This is a genomic window from Lentzea sp. NPDC055074 (assembly GCF_053608005.1).
On sequence record NZ_JBSGUQ010000006.1, the window covers coordinates 299,301 to 323,689 of the forward strand.

Genomic DNA, 24,389 nt, shown 5'->3' on the forward strand with positions numbered 1-24,389 from the left:
GGACGACGTGGTCATCGATCTGCACACCCATTCGTCCGAGTCCGACGGCACCGACAGCCCTGCCGACCTGGTGAGGGCCGCGTCCCTCGCGGGACTCGACGCGGTGGCCATCACGGACCACGACACAGCGGCCGGATGGGCTGAGGCCGAGGCGGCGCTGCCGTCCGGGCTGCGGCTGGTGCGCGGCGCCGAGCTGTCGTGCTCCTCCGCCGACGGCTACGGCCACACCATCACCGTTCATCTGCTGGCGTACCTGTACGACCCGACGCACGCCATGCTGATGAAGGAGCAGTCACGCCTGCGTGAGGAGCGGCGTTCGCGACTGCAGAAGATGGCCGAGATGATGCAGGCCGACGGCTTCCCGATCGACCCGGTCGACCTGATGTCCCGCCTGCCGTTCGACGCGCCGGCCGGACGCCCCCACCTAGCCCAGGCCCTGATCCGCGCCGGTGTCGTGTCGTCGGTCGACGAGGCGTTCGCGACGTTCCTGACCGGCGGCCAGTACTACGTGGGCCGCACCGACACCCCCGTCGAGCGCGCGATCGAGATGATCACCGAGGCCGGCGGTGTCACCGTGCTCGCCCACCCCTTCGCCCGCTCCCGCGGCCCCGTCGTGGCGCCGTCGGTCGTGCAGGCGCTGGCGTCGGCCGGGCTGGCCGGTGTCGAGGTCGACCACCCGGACCACGACCAGGAGACGCGCCGGTCGCTGAGGTCGCTGGCAGACTCGCTGGGCCTGATCGTCACCGGGTCGAGTGACTACCACGGCACGAACAAGACGGTGCGGCTCGGCGCGGAGACGACGGCCCCGGAGATGCTGGATGCTCTGGCCGAGAGGGCGACGGGCTGCAAGATCCTCGTGGGATAGGGCGGTGTTCGCGTGTTCAACCTGCGGCTCTTCATCGAGGCCTCGATCACGCTCCTGGTGATCATGGACCCGCCCGGGACCGTGCCGGTCTTCCTGGGGCTGGTGGGCCGCAAGTCGCGCGAGGCCCGCAAGAGCGCGGCACGGCAGGGCGTGCTGGTGTCGTTCCTGGTGATCACGCTGTTCGCCGTCGCCGGCAACTCGATCCTGGCGTACATGCACATCGGCATCCCCGCCCTGCAGGGCGCGGGCGGGCTGCTGCTGTTGCTGATCGCCCTCGACCTGCTGACCGGCAAGGGCGCGACCAACCACCCCGAGGTCGAGGACGTGAACATCGCCCTCGTGCCGTTGGGGACGCCGCTGCTGGCCGGACCAGGTGCCATCGCCGCGACGATCGTGTTCGTGCGGCAGGCCGACGGCGCGTGGGGCTCCTACCTCGCGCTGGCCGCGGCGATCGTGGCCGTGCACCTCGTGCTGCTGGGGACGCTGCGGTCCGCCGGCCTGCTGATCAAGGTGTTCAAGGAGAGCGGGATCCTGCTGATGGCCAAGATCGCCGGTCTGCTGCTGGCCGCGATCGCCGTGCAGCTCGTCGCGTCGTCCGTGCAGGGGTTCATCACCTCGGGCGTCTAGCGCTCGATGCGCGCACTGTCGCCGTCGATGATGATCGGCCGTTCGATGAGGCTCGGGTTGGCGACCATGTGCGCGATCCACTTGGCGCGGTCGTGCTCGAAGTCTTTCCGGTACGCCGGTTCCTTGGTGCGCGCGATCTCCCACGGCTCCTTGTCCAGCAGAGTGAGGACGTGGTCGAGCTCCTCGGCCGTCGGGACGTCGTCGAGGTAGCGCCGTTCGGTGTAGTCGGCGTTGCTCTCGTCGAGGCGCTGCTTCGCGGCGCGGCTCTTGGAACAGCGCGGGTTGTGCCAGATCTCCATGCCCCTCATTTTCTGTCAGGGGGCCTGAGTAACTTGGTTGGGGTGGAACAACTCGGCTTCGACTTCGGCACCGCGGCACCCCGCCGGCTCGTGCGCGTCACGCCCGCGAAGCTGTCGACGTGGACCAGCTGCCCCCGCCGCTTCCGCATGACGTACCTCGACCGCCCCTCACCCCCGCGAGGCGGCGCCTGGGCGCACAACACGCTGGGCGCCGTCGTCCACAACGCCCTGAAGGCCCTCTTCGACCTGTCGCCCGACCGCCGCACCCCGGACCAGGCGGTGGCCCTGCTCAACCGCCAGTGGAAGTCCGAGGGCTTCCGCGACGTCGACCAGGCAGCCGAGTACCGCACCCGAGCCCAGGGCTGGGTGCACGAGTACGTCGCGTCCCTGGACGTCGACTTCGAACCGCTGGGCGTCGAGCGCTGGGTCTCCTCCCCGACCGACCGCATCGTGGCCGAGGGCCGAGTCGACCGCATCGACCACCGAGACGGCGAACTGGTCATCGTCGACTACAAGACCGGCCGCCACGTCCTGACCTCGGACGACGCACGCGGTTCGCAAGCCCTGGCGTTGTACGCGCTGGCTGCCCGCCGAACCCTGCGCAAACCGTGCCGCCGAGTGGAGCTGCACCACCTGCCGTCCGGCTCGATCGCTGCGTGGGAGCACACGGAGGAGTCACTCGCCCGGCACGTCCGGCGGGCGGAGGAGGCGGCGGACGAGATCGACCTCGCCACCGAGACCCTGAAGGCGGGCGGCGACCAGGAGATCCTCTTCCCGCCGGTCACCGGCCGGCAGTGCCAGTGGTGCGACTTCCGGCGGAGCTGCCCGGAGGGCCAGGAGGCGGCGCCGCCGCTGGACCCTTGGGCGCTGCTGGCGCCTTAGCTCCTTTCGGTTGTCCACAGGGGTGGGGAGCCTGTGGACAACCGGGAACCGGAGGCCGGTTTCGCTCGTTGCGTGACAAGGAAGCGCGCGGGGGACAGCTGGCAGCCCGCTTCTCGTGGGTGCCTGGGGTGCGCGGCGTGTCGAAGGATGCCTGGAGTGCGGAGGGCACCTGGGTGCGGAAGGGGTGCCCGGGGTGCGGAAGGGCGCCTGAGTGCTGAAGGGATGCCCGGGGTGCGGAAGGGCGTCTGAGCGCGCTTGAGGTGCCCAGGGTGCCGGGGGTGCCCGAAGTGCGGAAGGGCGTCTGAGTGCGGAAGGAGTGCCCAGGGTGCGGAAGGAGTGCCCAGCGTTCGGAAGGACGCCTGGGGTACGGCTTTCGCCGTAGCCGTGATGAGGCGGTCGGGGCATGCCCGCCCGAGCACCCGCAGACCCGTAGGGTGGCTTGAGTGGAAGTCGAAGCAGCGAAGCGACCGTCGCGGACCTACGGATTCCTGCGCGCCGTGAGCGGCGTGCTCGCCGTGGGCATGGTGCTGCTCGCGCTGGGGAACATCGGCGTCCAGTTCTACGCGAACTCGCGCGACCTGCCCGGGCCCGGGACGTTGTCCGTCGTGGCACACGTGGTGGCGGCGCTGCTGGTGGTCGGGGCGCAGATCGTGGCTGACCGGTACGCGGACTGGAAGGCGCCGGTGGCGTCGTTGGCGGTGCTCTTGGTGAGCGGGGCGACGCTGTGGACGTTCTGGTGGGCCTAGGCCGTTGAGCCTTGCCTGGCCGCGGTGGGCGCGGCTTGGGGCTGGGACTGAGCCTCGAGCAGGCCGGGCTGCGGTTGTGCGGTCGCGGTGGAGCGTTGCCGAGCCGCTGGTTGGGGCTGGCGGCCTCTGGCGGTGAGGGCTGACGACTTCCGGGCCGGCTGTGGGGCGTGGTTTGGACGGTGACGCCGTGCCGAGCCGCAACGGGGTTGGCGGTCTTCGGCAGGTCGTGTCCGTGTCGCCGTGGACCAGCCCGGCCCGCAGTGCCTAGGTCGTACTGACGGGCTCGAGCCGGCTGTGGAGCGTTGCTTGGGCCGTTGCCGCTGCACCTTTCCGACCCGCACTCCGGACCGGGGAGGCTTCGAGCGATCGGGGACCAGCCGTTCGAACGGTCAGGTCGTGGCCGTGTCGCCGTGGATCAGCCCGGCCCGCAGTGCCGCAGTCATACCCTGGACACGGTTCGAGGAGCGACCTGCCGACCCTGCCGGCCGCGCCGACCACACCGACCGCCCGACCCGCGATCCCGTTGCAGCGAAAGAACATCCGCGGCAGTGGAGAGTCAGGACGTCAGCCAGGCCCGCCACGTCGGCAGCAGCGTCTCGGTGAGCTCCAGCGGTGCCTCGGTGTTCGGCGAGTGCATCACGCCCGGCAGCACGGCGAAGTCCGCGTCCAGCCGTTCCGCCATGTCGCGCTGGGCGGCGGGGGTCCACGCGTCGTCCGCGTCGCCGCACACCACCAGGCACGGTGTGCCGGACGAGCGGAGGGTGCGGGCCAGCTTCGCCACCTGGTCCGGTTCGTAGCGCAGGCCGTTGCTCATGCCGAGCAGGGCCGCGGCCTGCGACTTGAGGAACCTGCCGCGGTAGAAGTCCTTCAGCTCCTGCGGGAGCACGGCGTAGGCCGGGTTCTGCTGCGAGCGCAGTTCGTTCAGGCGCTGGGTGCCTTCCACGCCCTGCTCGGCCAGCACGTGTTCGCCGACCTCCAGCACGGTGCGGCGTTCGCCCGCGGGCAGTTCGGACGGGCCCGACGACATCAGCGTGAGGCCCGAGATCGGGGCGCCCGCGAACACCGCGGCACGGGCGACCAGGCCGCCGTAGGAATGGCCCAGCAGCAGCACTTTCCGGCCGTCCGCCGCGATCTTGCCGATCAGTTCGGCGAGCACCGAGCCGAGCGGGCCCGGGCGGTAGAGCGCCTCGTCGTCCGGGCCTTGCGAGTCCTGCTGGCCCGGGAGGTCGATCGCGACGACCTCGAAGCCCGCGTCCGCGATCGGGTCGATCATCGGCGCGAAGTCCTCTTTGGAGCCCGTGTAGCCCGGGACGAGCAGCACGGTCGTGCGCATCGCGTCGTCGCCCATCGCGGGCGCGCGCAGCGCCGCGATCGTGCCGTAGCGGCCCGGGAAGTCGACGCGTTGCGCCCGGTGCGGGCTGATCTGCGAGTACACGAGCTGAACTATCGCAGCGCGACCAGGGTTTCGCCACGCTGCTCGAGGACGACGGGACCGGCTGTGGCGAGTTGCACAGGGCCCGTGTAGCCCTCTCGGTTCAGCCTGATCGTGCCCACGACGGCGCCCGTGGCCTGCTCGTACACCCGCAGGCCCTCCTTCACCGGGATGAGCGCGCGGCCCGCGAGCGTCGTGCCGGCGCCAAGCGTGCCCTCGGCCGTCCACAGTGGAGTGAGCGTGTCGAGCGACAGCGCGACCGTGCGGGAACCGCTGAACCAGAAGGCGTTCGTCTTCGTCGTGATGACGCGCGCCACGTGGTTCGGCGGGTCGGTGAAGTCGGCGTCGGGGATGTCGAGTGGTGCCTCGCCGACCTGGTTGCCGGTCTCGGCGTCGAACGTCACCAGCCTGTTCGGGCCCGGTACGGCCACCGCGACGAGCTTCTCGGTCATGGCCACGACCTGCACGTTCTTGCTGCCGGTGATGGAGCTGCCGAACACCTTGGGCTCGTCGGACTTGTCCGGGTTCGGCTTGAGGATCGTGACCCGGTCCGACGCGTCGTCCGGGCAGCGCTCGACCATCGCGAACTTGCCGGTCGTGACGACCACCGAGCCGTACGTGCAGCCGACGCGCGGCTGCTTGCCCGGGTTCACGATCGCGCGCAGACCGCCGTACTCGAGCGAGCGCACCAGGTCGTCGCGCCGGTAGACCTCGACGAACTTCGAGCCCGTGGTGATCAGGTGCGAACCCTCGTTGAGCAGTGCCGTGCCCGGTTCCGCGTCGCCGTTGCGCTGCGCCCGCCGCTCGCCGCTCACACCGTCGAGCGACGTGAGCTCGGAGCAGTTCGTGCCCTTGGAGTACAACGCCATCGCCCGGCCCCACGCGGTGCTCACGACGCACAGCGGCAGATCCCGCTCGTACGTCCACCGCACGTCACCGGTCAGCGGATCGCGCCCGTGGACCTCGCCGCCGTCGCCGGTCACGACCGTCGACGGCTTCTCCTCGCCCGTGTCCTTCGACGCGGTCTGCACGACCACGGGGGACAGCGAGGCACCGCTGCGCGCCCGCCACACCTCGGCGAGCGACGGCGGCAGCGTGGCCACTTCGGGCAGCGGCTCCCACGACGACGGCCCGGTGACCGACGTCGTGGCACGAGCATCGCTGAAAGCCCAGGTCAGAACGGACGCCGTGACCGACACCACCGCGATCACTGCGACCGCGATGAAGTCGGCGCGGGTGCGCCAGGACCGGGCGGGCGGACGTTCTGCGGCGGGCACGGCCTCGTGCGCGGGCTCGTCGAGAACGTCCTCGACGTCGGTGACGTCGGAACCGGGGGACGACATGGTGATCAGTCTGCCGAAGGAGCGGCCTGTTCGGCAGAGGTTCGGCGACGCCGACGCCTGCGCGGCTTGTCCGAGGCGGACTTCTCGGCCGGCTCGGACGCGGACGCCTGCGTCTGCTCGCCCTCCTGCGTCACGCCGGCGCGGCTGCGCGTGCGCGAGCGGGACCGCTTCGGCCTCGTCTCCTCGTTCGTCTCCGCGGCCTGCTCGCCCTCGGTGCGGGAGGAGCCGGTGCGACGACTGCTGCGGCGCTTGCGCTTGCCGGTGTCGAGCTGCTCCTCCTCTTCCGCGTCGAGGCCCGCGCGGGTGCGGTGGCTCAGCGGCAACCGGCCCGTCGAACCGGACGGGATGCCCAGGTCGTAGTACAGGTGGTCGGACGTGGAGTACGTCTCCACCGGCAACGGCTGGCCGAGGCCCAGCAGGTCGTTCACCGAAGCCCAGCGGTGCGTCTCGTCCCAGTCGACGAACGTGACCGCGACACCCGTGCGCCCGGCACGGCCCGTGCGGCCGATGCGGTGGACGTACGTCTTCTCGTCCTCGGGGCACTGGTAGTTGATGACGTGCGTCACGTCGTCGATGTCGATGCCGCGCGCGGCGACGTCGGTGGCGACCAGCACGTCGACCTTGCCGGCGCGGAACGCCCGCAGCGCCTTCTCGCGCGCGCCCTGGCCCAGGTCACCGTGCACGGCGGCCGCGGCGAACCCGCGTTCGGTCAGGTCGTCGGCGACCTTCTGCGCGGTCCGCTTGGTCCGCGCGAACACCATCGTCAGACCCCGGTCGCGGGCCTGCAGCGCGCGGGCCAGCATCTCCGGCTTGTCCATCGAGTGCGCCCGGTAGACGAACTGCGACGTGTTCTCGTGCGTCTGGCCGGCGTCGTTCTCCTCGGCCCGGATGTGCGTGGGCTGCGTGAGGAACGTGCGCGCCAGCGTGATGATCGGGCCGGGCATCGTCGCCGAGAACAGCATGGTCTGACGCTGGTCCGGGACCATGGTCAGGATGCGCTCGATGTCGGGCAGGAAGCCCAGGTCGAGCATCTCGTCGGCCTCGTCGAGCACCAGCATGCGGACCTTGCCGAGCACCAGGTGACGCTGTTCGGCCAGGTCGAGCAGGCGGCCGGGCGTGCCGATGATGACGTCGGCGCCCTTGCGGAGCTGCGCGATCTGCCGCTCGTACGGGATGCCGCCGTAGATGGCGGCGACCTTCACGCCCAGGTGACGCGCCGCGTCGGTGAGGTCGTGCGCGACCTGGAGGCACAGCTCGCGGGTAGGCACGACGACGAGGGCCTGCGGGGTGCCGTCGCCGGGGAGGTCGATGCGGTGCAGCAGAGGCACGCCGAACCCGAGGGTCTTGCCGGTGCCGGTGCGCGCCTGGCCGATGACGTCGTCGCCGGCGAGCGCGATGGGGAGTGTGAGCTCCTGGATGGCGAAGGTGCGGACGATGCCCGCCTCGCCGAGGGCCTTGACGATCTCCTCACGCACACCGAGCTCGGCGAACGTGGGGGACTCGGACTGCACCGGGGCGTCTGCCAGCAACGGGTGCGACGTGTCTTCTTCGGGGACTCCGGCCTCGCTGTGTTCCAGGAGAACCGGGTCCAGATGTGCTTCTACTTCAGCGGTCAGGGTGATCAGCCTCTCTCGTACCAAGCGCGTACGAGCCCTGGCCGGGCCTCTCGACCGCGCTCGATGAGCAGCTGCGGGAAAGGTGTACGCGCACCATTTCAACGCCGCGCAGCATGGTCGTCACACTCGTCACGCCGGGCGTCCGAGGCCATTCTACCTGGCAAGACACTTTTGACCACTAGAGTTCGGTCTCATGGGTGTTGCGGAGGGTGTTGTCGATCTTCTGGGAGCGGTTGCATATGGCGAGCTCTCGGCCTTCGACCGGATGACGGAGGACTCGCGCACGGCGCCGACACTGGCGGGCCGCGCGGCGCTCGCACAGATGGCCGCGGCCGAGATCGGGCACTTCACGCTGCTGCAGAAGCACCTCGCCACCGAGGGCATCGCCATCGAGGACGCGATGGCGCCGTTCGTGAAGGGTTTCGACGCGTTCCACGAGTCGACGAGCCCCAAGTCGTGGCTCGAGTCGCTGGTGAAGGCGTACGTCGGTGACGGGCTCGCGGCCGACTTCTACCGCGAGGTGGCCACGTGGCTGGACGAGCCGACGGGCGAGCTGGTGCTCCACGTGCTCGCCGACACGGGTCACTCGGCGTTCGCTGAACGCGAAGTCCTGGCCGCCGTCGAGGCCGATCCGCGGGTGCGCGACCGGCTCGCGCTGTGGGGCCGCCGGCTGCTCGGAGAGGCGTTGACGCAGGCCCAGTACGTGGTGGCGGAGCGCGACGGGCTCTCGGAGCTCATCGTGCGGGGGTCGGGAGACCTCGCCGGGATCGGTCAGCTGTTCCGGCGTCTCCAGCAGTCGCACGCGCGGCGCATGACGCAGCTGGGTCTCGGCTAGGTAGGCTCGCGATCAGAGTTTTCTCTTGAGCACGGAGGTCAGCGTGGAGGTCAGGATCGGCGTCGCGGACAGCGGGCGCGAACTCGTCGTGACCAGTGAGCTCAACCCGTCCGAGGTCGAGTCCCTGGTGGCGGACGCGGTGTCCGGCAAGTCCAGCGTGCTGTCGCTGGTGGACGTCAAGGGTGCGCGTTTCGTCGTGCCCGCTGGCCGCGTCGCGTACGTGGAGATCGGCCCGCAGGACTCGCGCAAGGTCGGGTTCGGCGCCTGAGTCGCCAGAATCGAGAGGGGCCCCGGTCATCGCGACCGGGGCCTTTCTCATGCGGCCGGGCAGTATCGGGCACGGTCGCCGAACCCGCATTCCGGTGCCGCGTCGACGTCGCCTGAAGCGGTGACTTCGCTGGTAGAGGCATGTGCGCGCACCTAGCGTGACGGAGTCGTCACGCTGTTGAGGAGTGCTATGCGCGCCGCCCTGCTGGCCCTGTTGCTCGTGGTCTCGTCAACGACCTTCTCGCTACCCGCGCAGGCCTACCAGTCGCACGCGGCCGGGTCGTGGTCCTCGTCCTCGGCGCTGCCCGCCACCAACGCCTCCGCGCGGTCGACGCTGTCGTCGGGCACGCAGGTCACGGCGTCGGTGTCCGGGGCGAGCCTGCGGCTGACGACGCTGAACTCGCCTCCCGGTGACCGGGGTGCGGTACCCGGCAACTTCCGGCCGCAGATCCCCGCCTCCACGGCCCTGATCGGCCTGACGGCGGCGGCCGCCGGGTGCGCCGCGTTCGTGGACTGCTTCGACCGGGGCACGCTGACGTTCTCGTTCAACCGGCCCGTGCGCAATCCCGTGCTGCACATCGCGGGCAGCGGCGCGACCATCGGCAACACCGGCAGCACCCACGTCGCACACACCCTGACCTCGGGCGGTGTCACGCTCAGCGGGCCGCTCGACGGCTCGGTGAACATGCAGCTCGGGCAGAACGGCACCCGCATCGAGGCGCCCAACCGCAACCTCAACGTGCAGTGCAACACCAACGGCGCGAGGCAGGCCTCCGCGTCGTGCGGCAGCGTCCGCATGAACGGCACCGTCAGTTCCGTGAGCTTCCAGGTCGACATGCTCACCAACAGCAGCACGCCGACGGACGACTTCTACGTCGCGGGCGTGTCCGTGGACGAGGACTTCGGCGACGCGCCGGCGAGCTACGACGCGGGTTCCGCGGCGAGCCACACGATCGGCGATCTCGTCCTGGGTTCGGGCGTGTCGGCGGACAACCCCACGACGATCAACACCGGTTCCGTGACGCCGAGCCCCAAGGCCGTCGCGGCGGGCGCGGACAACAACCTGCCCAACGGCGACGACCTCGACGACGGCGTGGCGGCGTTCCCGCGGCTCGCGAGGTCGGACGCGGGCCAGGACTACTCGGTGGCGGTGAGGCTGTCCGGCGCCTCGCAACCAGGGCGCGTGTGCGCGTGGATCGACTTCAACGGCAACGGCACGTTCGACAGCGCCGGCAACGAACGCGCCTGCACGGACTTCGGCGCCGGTGCCACGTCGGTCACGATCACGTGGAAGATCCCGGGCGGCATCAAGTGCGGCACCACCTACGCGCGTTTCCGGGCGAGCTACAACGTCGACCAGGTGCGCAACGAGAAGGGCCTCGCGGACAGCGGTGAGGTCGAGGACTACCGCCTGCCGGTCGAGTGCCTGGACATCAAGAAGTCCACGACCAAGACCACTGCGAACCCCGGCGAACAGGTGCCGTACACGGTCACCATCACCAACTCCGGCGCCACGGACATCACCGGGCTGAGCGTCTCCGACGACCTCACGCAGGTGCTGGACGACGCGACGTTCAACGGCGACCAGGCCGCGACGTCGGGCTCGATCTCCTACACCGCACCGAAACTGACGTGGTCCGGCGACGTCGGCAAGGGCACGACCGTCACGCTGACGTACTCCGTCACGGTCGGGAACCCGATCACCGGTGACCACCAGCTGCGCAACGTCGTGGTCAGCAGCGCGGGCAACTGCCTGGTCGGCTCGACCGACCCCGACTGCTCGACCACGGTGAACACACCGGGCGTGAAGATCGAGAAGTCGGTCGATCGGCAGTCCGCGAACCCCGGTGACACCGTCACGTACACGGTGAAGGTCACCAACACCGGCAAGACGCCGCTGAACGCGATGTTCGCCGACGACCTCACGCAGGTGCTCGACGACGCGACCTGGGGCTCCGTCACGGCGTCGAGCGGTGCGGCGAACTTCGCCTCGCCCAAGCTGAACTGGACGGGCGCACTGGCCGTCGGCGCGTCCGCGACCGTCACGTACACGGTCGTCGTCACCGGCAACGGCGACAAGCAGCTGACGAACGTCGTCACCTCGGACACTCCCGGCAACAACTGCGTGCCGAACTGCACGACCACCACTCCGGTCTCGGGCATCAGCTTCGAGAAGAAGGCGGACAGGCAGTCGGTGAACCCCGGCGAGACCGTGACCTACACCGTCACCGTCACGAACACGGGCAAGACTCCTTGGCAGGGCGCCACTTTCACCGACGACCTGGCGAAGGTGCTGGACGACGCCGCCTGGGTGTCGGCGCAGGCCTCCTCGGGCACGGCCGAGTTCGTCGCGCCGAAGCTCACCTGGATCGGCAACCTGCCGATCGGCGGCTCCGCGACGGTCACCTACTCGCTGAAGGTCACGAACCCCGTCAAGGGCGACTTCCAGCTGGACAACGCGATCACGTCCACCACTCCGGGCGGCAACTGCCCGCCAGGCTCCGCGGATCCGAAGTGCGGCACCACGACTCCGGTGGCCGGGCTGAAGATCGAGAAGGCCGTGGACAGGCAGTCCGCGAACCCCGGTGACACCGTCACGTACACGGTGAAGGTCACCAACACCGGCAAGACGCCGTTGAACGCCACCTTCTCCGACGACCTGTCGAAGGTGCTCGACGACGCAGACTGGATCGGCACCAGCGCGGGCACGTTCACCTCACCCGTGCTGACCTGGACGGGGTCGCTCGCCGTCGGCGGTACGGCGACCATCACGTACACCGTGAAGGTGACCGGCAAGGGCGATCACCTGCTGGACAACGTGATCACGTCGACCACACCCGGCACCAACTGCCCGGAGGGCTCGGCGGACGCGGACTGCCGCACCTCGACGCCGGTCTCCGGAGTGGAGATCAAGAAAGAGGTCGACCGGCAGTCCGCGAACCCCGGCGACGCCGTGAAGTACACGGTGACCGTCCGGAACACCGGCAGGACGCCGCTCGACGCCTCCTTCGCCGACGACCTGACGCAGGTGCTCGACGACGCGACCTGGGGGTCCGTCACGGCTTCCAGCGGTACGGCGAACTTCGTGTCCCCGACGCTCACGTGGAACGGCGCGCTGGCGCCCGACGAGTCGGCGACCGTCACCTACACCGTGGTCGTGAACGGCAAGGGCGACAAGCAGCTCACGAACGTGGTCACGTCCGAGACGCCTGGCAACAACTGCGTGCCGAACTGCACGACCACGACGCCGATCTCCGGGGTCGAGTTCGAGAAGGCGGTCGACCGCGAGTCGGCCAAGCCCGGCGACGTCGTGAAGTACACGGTGACCGTCCGGAACGCCGGCAAGACCCCGTTGCAGGGCGCCACCTTCACCGACGACCTGACGAAGGTGCTCGACGACGCCGAGTGGGTGTCCGCCGAGGCCTCGACGGGTTCGGCGTCCTTCACGGCCCCGAAGCTCACGTGGACCGGTGACCTCGCGGTCGGCGGGACGGCCACCGTCACGTACACCGTGAAGGTCGGCGACCCCGCGGACTTCAAGCTGGACAACGTGATCACGTCGACCACGCCCGGCGCCAACTGCCCCGGTGGCGACAAGTGCTCGACCAGCACGCCGATCGCCGGGCTGCGGATCGAGAAGTCCGACGACCGCGACCAGGTCGTGCCCGGCGACACCGTGACCTACACGGTCAAGGTCACCAACACCGGTCAGACCGTCCACACAGGAGCGTCGTTCACCGACGACCTGACGCAGGTGCTGGACGACGCGCGCTACAACGACGACGCGCAGGCCACCGTCGGCACCGTCACGCTGGTGTGGCCGCGGCTGGAGTGGAAGGGCGACCTGCCGATCGGCGGCAGCGCCACGATCACCTACACGGTGACGGTGAAGAACCCGAACCCCGGTGACAAGCGGCTCAACAACAAGATCACCTCGGACACGCCCGGCACCAACTGCCCGCCGGGGTCTAAGGATCCGTCGTGCAGCACCGAGACGCCCGGCCGTGAGCTGACGATCGAGAAGAAGTCCGATCGTCAGACCGCGAACCCCGGCGAGCTGGTCACGTACTCGCTGATGATCACCAACACCGGCCAGGTGCCGTTGACCGGGGCGAAGGTGACGGACGACCTGTCGGGCGTGGTCGACGACGCCGCGTGGGTGTCCGGGCAGGCCTCTCCGGGCACGGTCGCGTTCGTCTCGCCGGCGCTGACGTGGACCGGCGACCTGGCGGTCGGCGCCACGGCGACGGTGACGTACGTGGTGCGCGTCGACGACCCGATCAAGGGCGATCACAAGCTGGTCAACACGGTCAGCACCGAGATCCCCGGCAACTGCCCGCCGGGCTCGACCGACCCGAGGTGCTCGACCACGACCCCGTTGCCCGGCATGGAGATCGTGAAGGAGGTCGACCGGAAGTCCGCGAACCCCGGCGACACCGTCACCTACACCGTGACCGTGCGGAACACGGGCCAGACCGAGCTGAACGCGTCGTTCCGCGACGACCTCACCAAGGTCCTGGACGACGCGACCTGGGGTGGCACGGACGCCGGCACGTTCACCTCTCCCGTGCTGACGTGGAGCGGTGTGCTGCCGATCGGCGGCTCCGCGACGGTCAAGTACACGGTGGTCGTGACCGGCAAGGGTGATCACCAGCTGACGAACGTCGTCACGTCCGACACCCCCGGCAACAACTGCGTGCCGAACTGCACGACCACCACCCCGGTGTCCGGCGTGGAGATCAAGAAGACCGCGGAGCCCGCGTCGACCAAGCCGGGCGACACCGTGAAGTACACGGTGACCGTGCGGAACACCGGCAAGACCGTGCTCGACGCGTCGTTCCGCGACGACCTGACCGGTGTGCTCGACGACGCCACGTGGGGCGGCACGAGCGCCGGTGTGTTCGCTTCGCCCGTGCTGACCTGGTCCGGGCAGTTGGCCGTGGGCGAGACGGCGACCGTCACGTACACGGTCGTCGTGACCGGCAACGGCGACAAGCGGCTGAAGAACGTGGTCACGTCCGACACCCCGGGCAACAACTGCGTCGACGGCTGCACGACGGACACACCGGTCGCGTCGCTGAAGCTGGTGAAGAGGTCCGATCCGGCCACGACGAAACCCGGTGACACCGTCACGTACACCGTGACGATCACCAACACCGGACAGACGGTCCACAGTGGAATCTCGGTGACCGACGACCTGAGCGGTGTCGTGGACGACGTGACCTGGAACGGGGATCAGGCGGCCACGGCGGGTTCGGTGTCATACGCGGCTCCGAAGCTGACGTGGACCGGTGATCTGGCCGTGGGTGCTTCGGTGACGGTCACGTACTCGGTGAAGGTCACGGGTGCTGGGGACAAGCGGCTGAAGAACGTGGTGTCGTCGGAGATCCCGGGCACGGACTGCTCGGAGGGCTGCACCACCGACACCCCGGTCGCGGGCCTGGAGATCGTGAAGAAGGCCTCGCCGGACAAGCCGGTGCCGGGCGACACCGTCACGTACACGGTGACGGTGAAGAACACTGGCCAGACGGCGCAGAACGCGTCGTTCCGCGATGACCTGAGCGGTGTCCTGGACGACGCGACCTGGAACGGCGACGCGCAGGCGTCCGTGGGCGAGGTGTCGTTCGCGCCGCCCGCTCTGACCTGGACCGGCACGCTGCCGATCGGGTCCCAGGCCGTGATCACGTACTCGGTGAAGGTGACCGGCGCCGGTGACCACCGGCTGACCAACGTCGTCACCTCGGACGACCCCGGTGGCAACTGCCCGCCGGGTTCCACGGACCCGAAGTGCTCGACCTCGACCCCGTTGCCGGGCATGGAGGTCGGCAAGTCCGTCGACGTGAAGTCGGCCAGGCCGGGCGACACCGTCACCTACACCGTCGAGGTGCGGAACACCGGTCAGACCGACCTGGTGGGTGCGTCGTTCGTCGACGACCTGAGCAAGGTGCTGGACGACGCGACCTGGGTCGGCACGAGCGCGGGCACGTTCACGTCACCGAAGCTGACCTGGACCGGCGACCTGCCGGTCGGCGCGACCGTGACCGTGACCTACTCGGTCAGGGTGGACAACCCGGTGAAGGGTGACTTCAGCCTCGACAACGTCGTGACGACCGGGACTCCGGGCGGTAAGTGCGTCGAGTGCGCGACGAGCACGCCGGTCGCCGGGCTGAAGCTGGTGAAGACGTCCGAGCCCGAATCGGCGAAACCCGGTGACGAGGTCAGGTACACCGTCACGATCACCAACACCGGCAAGACGGTCCACAGTGGAATCACGGTGACCGACGACCTGAGCGGTGTGCTGGACGACGCGACCTGGGTCGGCACGAGCGCGGGCACGTTCACCTCGCCGAAGCTGACGTGGACCGGTGACCTCGCGGTCGGTGAGTCCGTGACCATCACGTACTCGGTGAAGGTGACCGGCGACGGCGACAAGCGGCTGAAGAACGTGGTGACGTCGGACGTCCCGGACACCGACTGCTCGGACGGCTGCACCACCGACACCCCGATCGCCGGCTTCCAGATCGTGAAGAAGGCCGACCGGACCGAGGCCGGGCCGGGCGAGAAGGTCACCTACACGATCGTCGTCACGAACACCGGCGCCACGATGCTGCGCGACGCCGCGTTCGTCGACGACATGACCGAGGTCCTCGACGACGCCACCTACAACGGTGACGCCGCCTCGACCTCGGGCCTCGCCACCTACGCGGCGCCTCGCCTGACGTGGAAGGGAGACCTGGCGCAGGGCGCGTCCGCGACGGTCCGGTACTCGGTCACCGTCACGAGCAAGGGCGACCTGCGGCTGAAGAACGTCGTCACGTCCGACACCCCCGGCTCGACCTGCCGCGAGGGCTGCTCGGTCGAGGTGCTGGTGCCGCGCCTGGAGATCGTCAAGAAGGTCGACCGGACGTCGGCGAAGCCCGGTGACCTCGTGGCGTACACCGTGACCGTCACCAACACGGGCCAGACCACGTTGCCCGCGGCGACTTTCGTGGACGACCTGAGCGGCGTGCTGGACGACGCGTCCTTCGTGGACACGAACGCCGGTTCGTTCGCGAAGCCGCGGTTGACCTGGACCGGTGAGCTCGCGATCGGCGCCACGAAGACGGTGACGTACCGGGTGCGCGTGAACGACCCGCCGACGGGCGACTTCGTGCTGCGCAACGTGGTCACGTCGGACACGCCGTCGAACTGCCCTGAGAACTGCGGCACCGAAACCCCGGTGTCGGGCCTGGAGATCGTGAAGAAGGCGGACCGGGCGGAGGCCGGGCCGGGCGACAGGATCACCTACACCGTCACCGTCCGGAACACGGGCCAGACGCCGGTCGGAGCCTCGTTCACCGACTCCCTGGCGGACGTGCTGAAGCACGCGAACTGGGGCGGCACCGACGCGGGCACGTTCGCGTCGCCGGTGCTGACCTGGTCCGGTGAGCTGGCGGTCGGTGCCTCGGCCACGATCACGTACTGGGTGACGGCGAGCAGCCCCGGTGAGCTGCGCAACGTCGTGACCTCGGACGTGCCGGGCTCGAACTGCAAGCCCGGCGGCTCCGACCCGAGGTGCTCGGCGACCGTGCGGGTGCGGCAGGACCCGCCGATCGCGTGGACGGGCTTCCCGGCTCTGCCGCTGGCGGCGTTCGGCTTGATCCTGCTGGCCGTCGGTGTGCTGATCAGGCGAAGGGCCTAGGCCCCGTCCCGCAGGTCTCGCCCGCGATAGTCGCGGGCGAGGGCCGCGGAGGCGGCACCGCCACAACGCCCGAACACCCCCGGTATGAGGGCGTCGCGGCGGCACCGCCTCCGGGTCTCTCGCCCGCGCCTGTCACCGAACGAACTTGCAGGACAGCGCCTAGTGCTCGGCCGGCTCCTCGATCTTGTACGGCGGAGTGGAGATGCCACCGACCCGGTACCGGCCCCACGGGTCCTGGTCGGTGAGCGTCCCCTCCGCCTGGCCGGTGGGGGTGCGCAGCACCGCGGTGCGCGCGCCCCCTTCGACCCGGCTCGTGACGTCGTCGTTCTTCTTCACGCGGCCGTACCAGTGGTAGCGGCCGTCGATCGGCTGGAAGTAGCCGCGCAGGTCGACCTCGACGGCGACCTCGTCGGTGCCGAACACCAGGGTGGCGGCGCCGCTGTAGCCCTCTTCGTCGTGCTCGTGCTCGCTCATCAATCCACCAATCGGAGAGGGGACAGGGGCGTCGCGGGATCGATCTCGACCCCTGCCGACCGCAGCAGTCCGTCGAGCGCGTGCCAGATGATCGTGGCGAGGTAGTCGCTCAGGTTCGCCCGCGACATGGTCTGGCGGTCGAGCCACCAGTCGCCGGCGTTCTGCACCATGCCGACGAGCGCGTGCGCCCACGGCTCGGCGCCGCCGGAGTCCATGTCGAACGCGCGCAGGTAGTCACCGATGATGCGGGCCAGGGTCGCGGCGATGAGGTTCTTGTCCTCCGCCACGACGTCCTTCTCGACCGGGCGGTCCGCGAAGGAGCCCTTCACGACGAACCGGTAGAGGTTCGGGTTCTCCTCGATGACCGACAGGTAGGCGTCCACGATCCGTTCGATGCGGTCGCGGATCGAGCCCTCCGCGGCGAGCGCGGGGCCCATCCGGTCCATCAGGACCTCGGTGGCCTTCTGGCCCACTGCCAGGTACAGGTCGGCCTTGTCGGTGAAGTGCCGGTACAGCACGGGTTTGCTGACGCCGGCCTCCGCCGCCACGTCGTCCATGCCGACGTCCGGGCCCTTCTTGGCCACGGCGGCGATCGTGGCCTCCACGAACTCCGCCCTGCGCTGCTCGCGATGACCCTTCCACCGCTCACGTCGCGCGTCCGGCCCCTTGACAGTACGTGCCATGTGACGCACGCTACCAGAAGTAACCGTTACCTCAAGTAACACTTACCGGGGAGGGCAATCGATGAGGGTCGCCGATCGGGAGAAGACCGCGGAACGGCTGCTCAAGTCGTCCGCCGAGAAGTTCTACGACCCCGAGGTGGACATCGACTGGTCCGCACCTCTGGTGGACGGGCTCTTCTACATCCCTGAGCAGCGCATCTCGCTCTACGGCACGCCGCTGTACGACTCGCTGACGCAGGAGCAGCGCGTCGAGCTGTCGAAGCACGAGCTGGCGTCCATCGCGTCCGTCGGCCTGTGGTTCGAGCTGCTGCTCATGCAGATGCTGGTGAAGGTCGTCTACAACGCCGACCCGACGTCGCGGCACGCCCAGTACGCGCTGACCGAGGTCGCCGACGAGTGCCGGCACTCGACGATGTTCGCGCGCCTGGTCGAACGCATCGGCTGCCCGCCGTACGGGCCGCGCAAGCACGTGCACCGCCTTGGCAAGCTGCTGCCGACCATCGGCTACGGCCCCGCGATGTACGGCTCGATCCTGGTCGCCGAGGAGATCCTCGACCGCCTGCAGCGCGAGGCGATGAACGACGAGACCGTCCAGCCGCTCGTGCGCATGGTGAACCGCATCCACGTGCTGGAGGAGGCCCGTCACGTGCGCTTCGCCCGCGAGGAGCTGACGCGCGGTATGGAGGGCCTGCGCGGTTTCGAGAAGCCGTACCAGAAGTGGCTCATCGCGACCGTGTCGATGATGATCACGCGCACGATCATCAACCCCGAGGTGTACGCGGCCGTCGGCCTCGACGTGCGCGAGGCGCACCGTCAGGCGCTGGGCAACCCGCGGTTCCAGGAGACCATCCGCTGGTCGGGCGAACGGATCATGTCGTTCCTGGAAGAGGCCGGACTCGTCGGAAAGCCGGGGATGCACGCATGGCGTCGCTCGTTCTTGATCGGCTGAACGTCGTCATGTCGGGGCCTGCGTCCTCCGGCGTGACCGCGGTCCTGCTGCACGGCTGGACCATGGACCTCACGACGTGGGACCGCGTCGCGGCCGCGCTGCCCGGACGGGTCGTGCGCTACGACGTGCGCGGCCACGGGCTCTCGGCGGGCACCGGCACCGGCACGATCTCGGACCTCGCCGACGACCTGGCGGCCGTGCTCGAGAAGCACGTGCCCACCGGGCGGATCGTGCTGGCCGGCCACTCGCTGGGCGGCATGACGATCATGGCGCTGGCCGAGCAGCGCCCCGAGCTGTTCGAGCGCGTGTCCGGGGTGGCGCTGATCGCCACGTCGTGCGGGAACCTGCCCCGGCAGAGCGGCGTGGAGCGGCTCGCGGGGAGGTGGCTCGTGAACCGGCCCAAGGTCGGGTTCGGGCGGCTGATCGCGCCGGGGCTGCGGGTGACGTTCGGGCGTCGCCCGCGCTGGGCCGACGTGCGGGCCGCGGCGGCGATGGCCGGGAACACGTCCGGGGAGGCGTTCGTCGGGATCCGGGAGGAGCTCACGCTGCACCAGCGGCGGGAGGCCCTCGCGGTGCTCGCGGACATCCCCGCGGTCGTCCTGGCCGGCTCGTGGGACGTGCTGACGCCGATCAGGCACTCACGGGTGCTGGCGGAGGCGTTGCCGAACGCGCAGTTCGTGATCTACCCGAAGACCGGGCACATGCTGCCGCTCGAACGCTCCGAGGACGTGGCCAGACGAATAGCCGCGCTGATGTAGGAAAGGGCCCGCACTCGCGGGCCCTTTTCCATGAGGTCAGTGCTGGAGCGGGAAACCGCCACCGATGCCGCGCCACGCCAGGTTCGAGATGAGCGCGACCGCGTCCTCCTTCGGCACCCGGCGGTTGTCCGCGAGCCAGGAGCGCGCCGTCACCTGCGACAGGCCCACGAGGCCGACCGCCAGCAGACGTGCGCGTTCCTCGTCGAGGCCCGCGTCGGCCGTGATGGTCTCGGTGATGGCGTCGACCGAGTCCGTGGTCGCGCGTTCGACGGCGGACTGCACGGCGGGCTCCGAGCGCAGGTCCGACTCGAACACCATGCGGAACGCCTGGCCCTCGCCGTCCACGAAGTCGTAGAAGGCAGCCACGGCGGCGCGCACGCGGAGCTTGTTGTCCGACGTGGAACCGATGGCGGTGCGGACGCGGCCTACCAGCTCGTCCACATGGGACTCCAGCAGAGCCATGTAGAGCTCGAGCTTGCCGGGGAAGTGTTGGTACAGCACCGGCTTCGACACGCCCGCGCGCTCGGCGATCTCGTCCATCGCCGCGGCGTGGTAGCCGTTGCTGACGAACACGTCCTGCGCCGCCGCCAGCAGTTGCGCACGTCGGGCGGTGCGCGGCAGTCGAACGCCCCTTCCTGCGGGTGCGCTCTGCGCCGTCTCCGTCATGGTGCCTCCAGCACGAGTGATCCGGCCGTCGGAGAGGGGTTGCCAGACCGAGGCTTGTGCGCAACCTTACTCGCTGGTAGCCCACATCCGGGAACCATCTTGACGTTCTTTCCCGCATCCTGGTCGGGTGAGCACGTTGAATCCCGCACCGTTGTCCACCGCCGAACTGCCGCCCCTGGACAAGACCCAGGCGCCGTGGCCCGGCGAGTTTCACCAGGTAGACGGCCACGAGGTGCACGTCAGGGTCACGCCGGGCGACGGTCCGACGGCCGTCTACGTCCACGGCCTTGGCGGGTCCGCGACGAACTGGACAGATCTCGCGGCCCAGCTCCAGGGGCACGTGCACGGCTACTCGATCGACCTGCCCGGGTTCGGGCGTTCGGAGCCGATTCCGGGCTACGACTTCAGTCTCGCCACGCACGCCCGCACGGTGATCAAGTACCTGGAAACGCTCTCACGGCCGGTGCACCTGTTCGGCAACTCCATGGGCGGCGCGATCTCGGTGATCGTGGCGGCGAGCAGGCCGGACCTCGTGGAGACGCTCACGCTCGTCTCGCCCGCCGTGCCGGACCTGAGGCCGCGCCTCGACCGCATGTCCGACCCGCGGATGGCGCTCGCCGTCCTGCCGGTCGTCGGGTCCCGGGTCCGCCGCGAGCTCGCGAAGCTGACCGCACACGAACGCACCAAGCAGATGCTCACCCTCTGCTTCGCCGACCCGAGCGTGGTGCCCGACCACCGCATCGAGGAGTCGATCAAGGAGAACGAGGAGCGCGCCCGGCAGAAGTGGGCGGGCCAGGCCCTCAACCGCAGCACGTTCGGCCTGATGCAGAGCTGGCTCACGCCCGGCCCGAAGTCGCTGTGGCGGCTGCTGCCGCTGGTCAAGGCGCCGACGCTGGTGCTCTGGGGCGAGAACGACCGGCTCGTCAGCGTGCGCAAGGGCCCGCGCACCGCCCGTCTGCTGCCGAAGGGACGACTGCTGGTGCTCCCCAAGACCGGCCATGTCGCCCAGATGGAGCGGCCCGCCACCGTGGCGAGGGCCGTGCTGGGCATGTGGGAGGCGGTCGACCGGCACTCATGGTGACGAACGACGGCCATACGAGGGATGTGGGACCCTGGACCACGTGAATCGCGCCCCCGAGCGAGGACGTACGGCTCCGTCCTCCGACCGCTACCGCCGCGGCGAGCGCCGGACCAGCGCGGAACCGCTCGCGGCGGCCTGGGAACCGGACGCCACGCAGGCGATGCGGAGACCTCGCAAGCGCACAGGCGTGAAGAGGCTCGTCGCCCACTACGGCTGGCGGATCTACGCGATTCCGGTGCTGCTCGTGCTGACCGCCCTGGTGGTGCTCGACACGGTCCAGCCCAAGACCCCCGTGACCGGGGACGGCGCCGGCACGAACAACGCCGCCGAGACGCCGGTGAGCGCGCCCGAGCCGCCCGCGTCCGAGGTGCCCGGCAAGAAGCCGGTGCTGAACATCCCGACCGCCGAGCTGCCGGGCGGCCCCGCCTTCTCCGAGGACGGCGTGGGCACCTTCAAGGCGATCCCCGGCAGCGGCCAGCGCATCGGTGACGCGGGCGCGCAGAAGTTCCGCAGGTACGCGATCGCCGTCGAGGACGGCGTGAAGCCCGCCGACTACAACGACGACGCGGCCGCGTTCGCGCGCACGATCGACGGGATCCTGTCCGACCCGCGCAGCTGGATCGGCACGAAGCAGGTCGCGTTGCAGCGCGTCGAGGCGAACCAGAACCCGGACTTCACCGTGACGCTCACCACGACGAAGACGACGCACACGCTCTGCGGCAAGGACATCCCGTTCGAGACCTCCTGCTACAACCCCCAGCAGAAGCGCGTGATCATCAACGTCGCCCGCTGGATCCGCGGCGCCATGGTCTACGGCCCCGACCTGGCCGGATACCGGACCTACGTGATCAACCACGAGGTCGGCCACGCCCTGGGCAGCGGCCACGCGGCCTGCGCCGAGAACGGCGCGCCGGCCCCCGTGATGATGCAGCAGACGTTCGGCGTCTCGAACGACTTCGTCTCGCAACTCAACGCGGGCCAGGACGTCGTCCCCGCGGACGGCAAGGTGTGCATCCCGAACGCGTTTCCCGCAGGCTGAGACAGCTTTCCAACCGGGAAGAGTCGAGGCAGGGTAGACGTTGTCTCGGACACGGAGACATTCGTCGAGGAGGACCAGCATGGCGCTTCCGCCGCTCGTTGAGCCAGCCGCGGAGCTGACCAAGGAAGAAGTCGCGCGCTACAGCCGGCACCTGATCATCCCGGACGTCGGGGTGGACGGGCAGAAGCGGCTGAAGAACGCGAAGGTGCTCGTCGTCGGCGCGGGCGGCCTGGGTAGCCCGGCACTGCTGTACCTGGCCGCGGCCGGGGTCGGCACGCTCGGCGTCGTCGACTTCGACGTCGTGGACGAGTCGAACCTGCAACGCCAGGTGATCCACGGCCAGTCCGACGTCGGCCGCCCGAAGGCGGAGTCGGCACGCGACTCGGTCGCCGAGATCAACCCGTTCGTCAAGGTGATCCTGCACCAGACGCACCTCAACTCCGAGAACGCGCTGGAGATCTTCCGCGACTACGACCTGATCCTCGACGGCACCGACAACTTCGCCACCAGGTACCTGGTGAACGACGCCGCGGTGCTGCTGGGCAAGCCGTACGTGTGGGGTTCGATCTTCCGGTTCGAGGGCCAGGTCAGCGTCTTCTGGGAGGACGCCCCGAACGGCCAGGGCCTCAACTACCGCGACCTCTACCCGGAGCCGCCGCCTCCCGGCATGGTCCCGTCGTGCGCCGAGGGCGGCGTGCTGGGCGTGCTGTGCGCGTCGATCGGCTCGATCATGGTGACCGAGGCGATCAAGCTGCTCACGGGCATCGGCGACCCGCTGCTGGGCCGCCTGATGGTCTACGACGCGCTGGAGATGTCCTACCGGACCATCAAGATCCGCAAGGACCCGGAGTCGCCGAAGATCACCGAGCTGATCGACTACGAGGCGTTCTGCGGTGTCGTGTCCACGGACGCGCAGCAGGCGGCCGCGGGCAACACGATCACGCCCCTGGAGCTCAAGCACAAGCAGGAGTCCGGTGAGGACTTCCTGCTGGTGGACGTGCGCGAGCCGCACGAGTACGAGATCGTCAAGATCCCGGGCTCGGTGCTGATCCCGAAGGACAAGATCCTCTCGGGCGAGGCGTTCTCGGAGCTCCCGCAGGACAAGCCGCTGGTGCTGCACTGCAAGTCCGGTGCGCGCTCGGCGGAGGCGCTCGCGGCGCTGCACAAGGCGGGCTTCAAGGACGCCGTGCACGTCGGTGGCGGTGTGCTGGCGTGGGCCCGCGAGGTCGACCCCAGCCTGCCAACGTACTAACGGCCATGGGCTGTTCGGGTGGTGGCGCGACATCACGGCGTGTCGAGGTCCACCACCCGGACGGTCCTTGCAGGTAGCGTGCCCGACCGTGACCCGGTCCCCCGAACCGCCCCCAGCGCACGTGCGTGCGGCGTTCGGGGCCCGTGACGCCGAGCCCGAGCTCATCGACGGCGGCCCGGCCTGGCGCTGCGGCGACGCCACGATCCGTCCCGCGCCCAAGCCCGCCGAGGCCACCTGGATCGCGAAGACCCTCGACGGCCTCGACGTGCACCACCTGCGCATCGGCCGGCCGCTGAGATCCACCGACGGCCGCTACGTCGTCGGCGGCTGGTCCGCCACCAAGTTCCTCGCCGGACGGGCCGAGGCGCGGCACGACGAGGTCATCGCCGTCGCCCAGCGCCTGCACCAGGCCACCGCCGAGCTGGCCAAGCCCCGGTTCCTGGACGCGCGCACGGACGTGTTCGCCGTCGCGGACCGCAAGGCGTGGAGCGAGGAGGACGTGCCGCTCGAGGCCGACCTCGGCGGACGGCTGTTCGACGTGCTGAAGGACCTGAAGAAGCCCCTCAACCTCAAGCCGCAGGTCGTGCACGGCGACCTGTTCGGCAACGTGCTGTTCGCGGGCAACGCGCCGCCGGCCGTCATCGACTTCACCGCCTACTGGCGCCCCGCCGAGTGGGCCGCCGCCGTCGTCGCGGTGGACGCCGTGGCGTGGGGTGGCGCGGACCCCGGGCTGTTCCACCGGTGGAGCCACCAGGCCGAGTGGGAGCAGGCGCTGCTGCGCGCGACGCTGTTCCGCGTGGCCGTGCACGCGCTGCACCCGTTGTCAACGCCGCAGTCCTTTGCGGGCTTGGAACGAGCTGCTCACTTCGTCACCGCACTGCTCTGAGCGGGCCA

At 69.7% G+C, this 24,389-nt stretch carries 20 protein-coding genes; 13 read left to right on the forward strand and 7 right to left on the reverse strand.

What is annotated here, in order from left to right; genetic code table 11:
• Positions 1-7 precede the first annotated feature (7 nt).
• Positions 8-865, forward strand: a complete 858-nt coding sequence (locus ACWF7A_RS17300) for a PHP domain-containing protein (RefSeq protein ID WP_452251427.1) — start codon at positions 8-10, stop codon at positions 863-865.
• A 12-nt stretch (positions 866-877) separates the two neighbouring features.
• Positions 878-1,492: a MarC family protein gene (locus ACWF7A_RS17305; protein ID WP_452251428.1), complete on the forward strand. Its 615-nt coding sequence runs from the start codon at positions 878-880 to the stop codon at positions 1,490-1,492.
• Here the strand turns inward: ACWF7A_RS17305 and ACWF7A_RS17310 are convergent.
• Positions 1,489-1,791: an ArsC/Spx/MgsR family protein gene (locus ACWF7A_RS17310; protein WP_452251429.1), complete on the reverse strand. Its 303-nt coding sequence runs from the start codon at positions 1,789-1,791 to the stop codon at positions 1,489-1,491. The two genes, ACWF7A_RS17305 and ACWF7A_RS17310, sit on opposite strands and share 4 nt — an antisense overlap.
• Before the next feature lie 42 nt (positions 1,792-1,833).
• Between ACWF7A_RS17310 and ACWF7A_RS17315 the strand changes: the two genes are divergently transcribed.
• The gene (locus ACWF7A_RS17315; protein WP_452251430.1) at positions 1,834-2,673 is read left to right on the forward strand and encodes a RecB family exonuclease; all 840 of its coding nucleotides are present in this window, start codon (positions 1,834-1,836) and stop codon (positions 2,671-2,673) included.
• A gap of 443 nt (positions 2,674-3,116) precedes the next feature.
• Positions 3,117-3,419, forward strand: coding sequence for a hypothetical protein (locus ACWF7A_RS17320; protein WP_452251431.1), 303 nt, complete (start codon positions 3,117-3,119; stop codon positions 3,417-3,419).
• A 556-nt stretch (positions 3,420-3,975) separates the two neighbouring features.
• Here ACWF7A_RS17320 and ACWF7A_RS17325 read toward each other — a convergent pair.
• The 3 genes from ACWF7A_RS17325 to ACWF7A_RS17335 are packed head-to-tail and all read right to left on the reverse strand — an operon-like array spanning position 3,976 to position 7,834.
• Entirely contained in the window at positions 3,976-4,854 is an 879-nt protein-coding gene (locus tag ACWF7A_RS17325; RefSeq protein ID WP_452251432.1) for an alpha/beta fold hydrolase, read from the reverse strand.
• Between the two features lie 8 nt (positions 4,855-4,862).
• Complete coding sequence (locus ACWF7A_RS17330; protein WP_452251433.1) at positions 4,863-6,194, reverse strand: Rv3212 family protein; 1,332 nt, start codon at positions 6,192-6,194, stop codon at positions 4,863-4,865.
• Between the two features lie 5 nt (positions 6,195-6,199).
• A complete protein-coding gene (locus tag ACWF7A_RS17335; RefSeq protein WP_452251434.1) occupies positions 6,200-7,834 on the reverse strand; it encodes a DEAD/DEAH box helicase in 1,635 nt (544 codons plus the stop codon).
• Between the two features lie 169 nt (positions 7,835-8,003).
• On the opposite strand from ACWF7A_RS17335, the gene ACWF7A_RS17340 reads away from it, so the two are divergent.
• The 3 genes from ACWF7A_RS17340 to ACWF7A_RS17350 all read left to right on the forward strand — a co-directional run bounded on the left by ACWF7A_RS17340 (position 8,004) and on the right by ACWF7A_RS17350 (position 16,593).
• Positions 8,004-8,645, forward strand: a complete 642-nt coding sequence (locus tag ACWF7A_RS17340) for a ferritin-like fold-containing protein (protein WP_452251435.1) — start codon at positions 8,004-8,006, stop codon at positions 8,643-8,645.
• Positions 8,646-8,688: 43 nt separating this feature from the next.
• Complete coding sequence (locus ACWF7A_RS17345; protein ID WP_191304291.1) at positions 8,689-8,913, forward strand: DUF3107 domain-containing protein; 225 nt, start codon at positions 8,689-8,691, stop codon at positions 8,911-8,913.
• Positions 8,914-9,102: 189 nt separating this feature from the next.
• Positions 9,103-16,593 (forward strand): DUF7927 domain-containing protein, encoded by a 7,491-nt coding sequence (locus ACWF7A_RS17350; protein WP_452251436.1) that lies wholly within the window; start codon positions 9,103-9,105, stop codon positions 16,591-16,593.
• Between the two features lie 159 nt (positions 16,594-16,752).
• On the opposite strand, the gene ACWF7A_RS17355 is transcribed toward ACWF7A_RS17350, so the two are convergent.
• Complete coding sequence (locus ACWF7A_RS17355) at positions 16,753-17,067, reverse strand: DUF4873 domain-containing protein (protein WP_452251437.1); 315 nt, start codon at positions 17,065-17,067, stop codon at positions 16,753-16,755.
• Positions 17,067-17,750, reverse strand: a complete 684-nt coding sequence (locus tag ACWF7A_RS17360; protein ID WP_452251438.1) for a TetR/AcrR family transcriptional regulator — start codon at positions 17,748-17,750, stop codon at positions 17,067-17,069. Before ACWF7A_RS17360 ends, ACWF7A_RS17355 begins: the two co-directional genes overlap by 1 nt.
• A gap of 61 nt (positions 17,751-17,811) precedes the next feature.
• Here ACWF7A_RS17360 and ACWF7A_RS17365 point away from each other — a divergent pair, with 61 nt between their 5' ends.
• Positions 17,812-18,699, forward strand: a complete 888-nt coding sequence (locus tag ACWF7A_RS17365) for an AurF N-oxygenase family protein (RefSeq protein WP_452251439.1) — start codon at positions 17,812-17,814, stop codon at positions 18,697-18,699.
• Positions 18,672-19,457: an alpha/beta fold hydrolase gene (locus tag ACWF7A_RS17370; RefSeq protein ID WP_452251440.1), complete on the forward strand. Its 786-nt coding sequence runs from the start codon at positions 18,672-18,674 to the stop codon at positions 19,455-19,457. Before ACWF7A_RS17365 ends, ACWF7A_RS17370 begins: the two co-directional genes overlap by 28 nt.
• A gap of 36 nt (positions 19,458-19,493) precedes the next feature.
• Here the strand turns inward: ACWF7A_RS17370 and ACWF7A_RS17375 are convergent, their stop codons facing one another.
• The gene (locus tag ACWF7A_RS17375) at positions 19,494-20,123 is read right to left on the reverse strand and encodes a TetR/AcrR family transcriptional regulator (RefSeq protein WP_452251441.1); all 630 of its coding nucleotides are present in this window, start codon (positions 20,121-20,123) and stop codon (positions 19,494-19,496) included.
• 127 nt (positions 20,124-20,250) lie between these two features.
• On the opposite strand from ACWF7A_RS17375, the gene ACWF7A_RS17380 reads away from it, so the two are divergent.
• From ACWF7A_RS17380 to ACWF7A_RS17395, 4 genes are all read left to right on the forward strand, one after another.
• Complete coding sequence (locus ACWF7A_RS17380; RefSeq protein WP_452251442.1) at positions 20,251-21,204, forward strand: alpha/beta fold hydrolase; 954 nt, start codon at positions 20,251-20,253, stop codon at positions 21,202-21,204.
• Between the two features lie 40 nt (positions 21,205-21,244).
• Entirely contained in the window at positions 21,245-22,243 is a 999-nt protein-coding gene (locus ACWF7A_RS17385; protein WP_452251443.1) for a DUF3152 domain-containing protein, read from the forward strand.
• A gap of 79 nt (positions 22,244-22,322) precedes the next feature.
• Positions 22,323-23,495 (forward strand): adenylyltransferase/sulfurtransferase MoeZ, encoded by a 1,173-nt coding sequence (gene moeZ / locus ACWF7A_RS17390; RefSeq protein WP_090065715.1) that lies wholly within the window; start codon positions 22,323-22,325, stop codon positions 23,493-23,495.
• Positions 23,496-23,583: 88 nt separating this feature from the next.
• A complete protein-coding gene (locus ACWF7A_RS17395; RefSeq protein WP_452251444.1) occupies positions 23,584-24,381 on the forward strand; it encodes a TIGR02569 family protein in 798 nt (265 codons plus the stop codon).
• Positions 24,382-24,389: the final 8 nt, after the last annotated feature.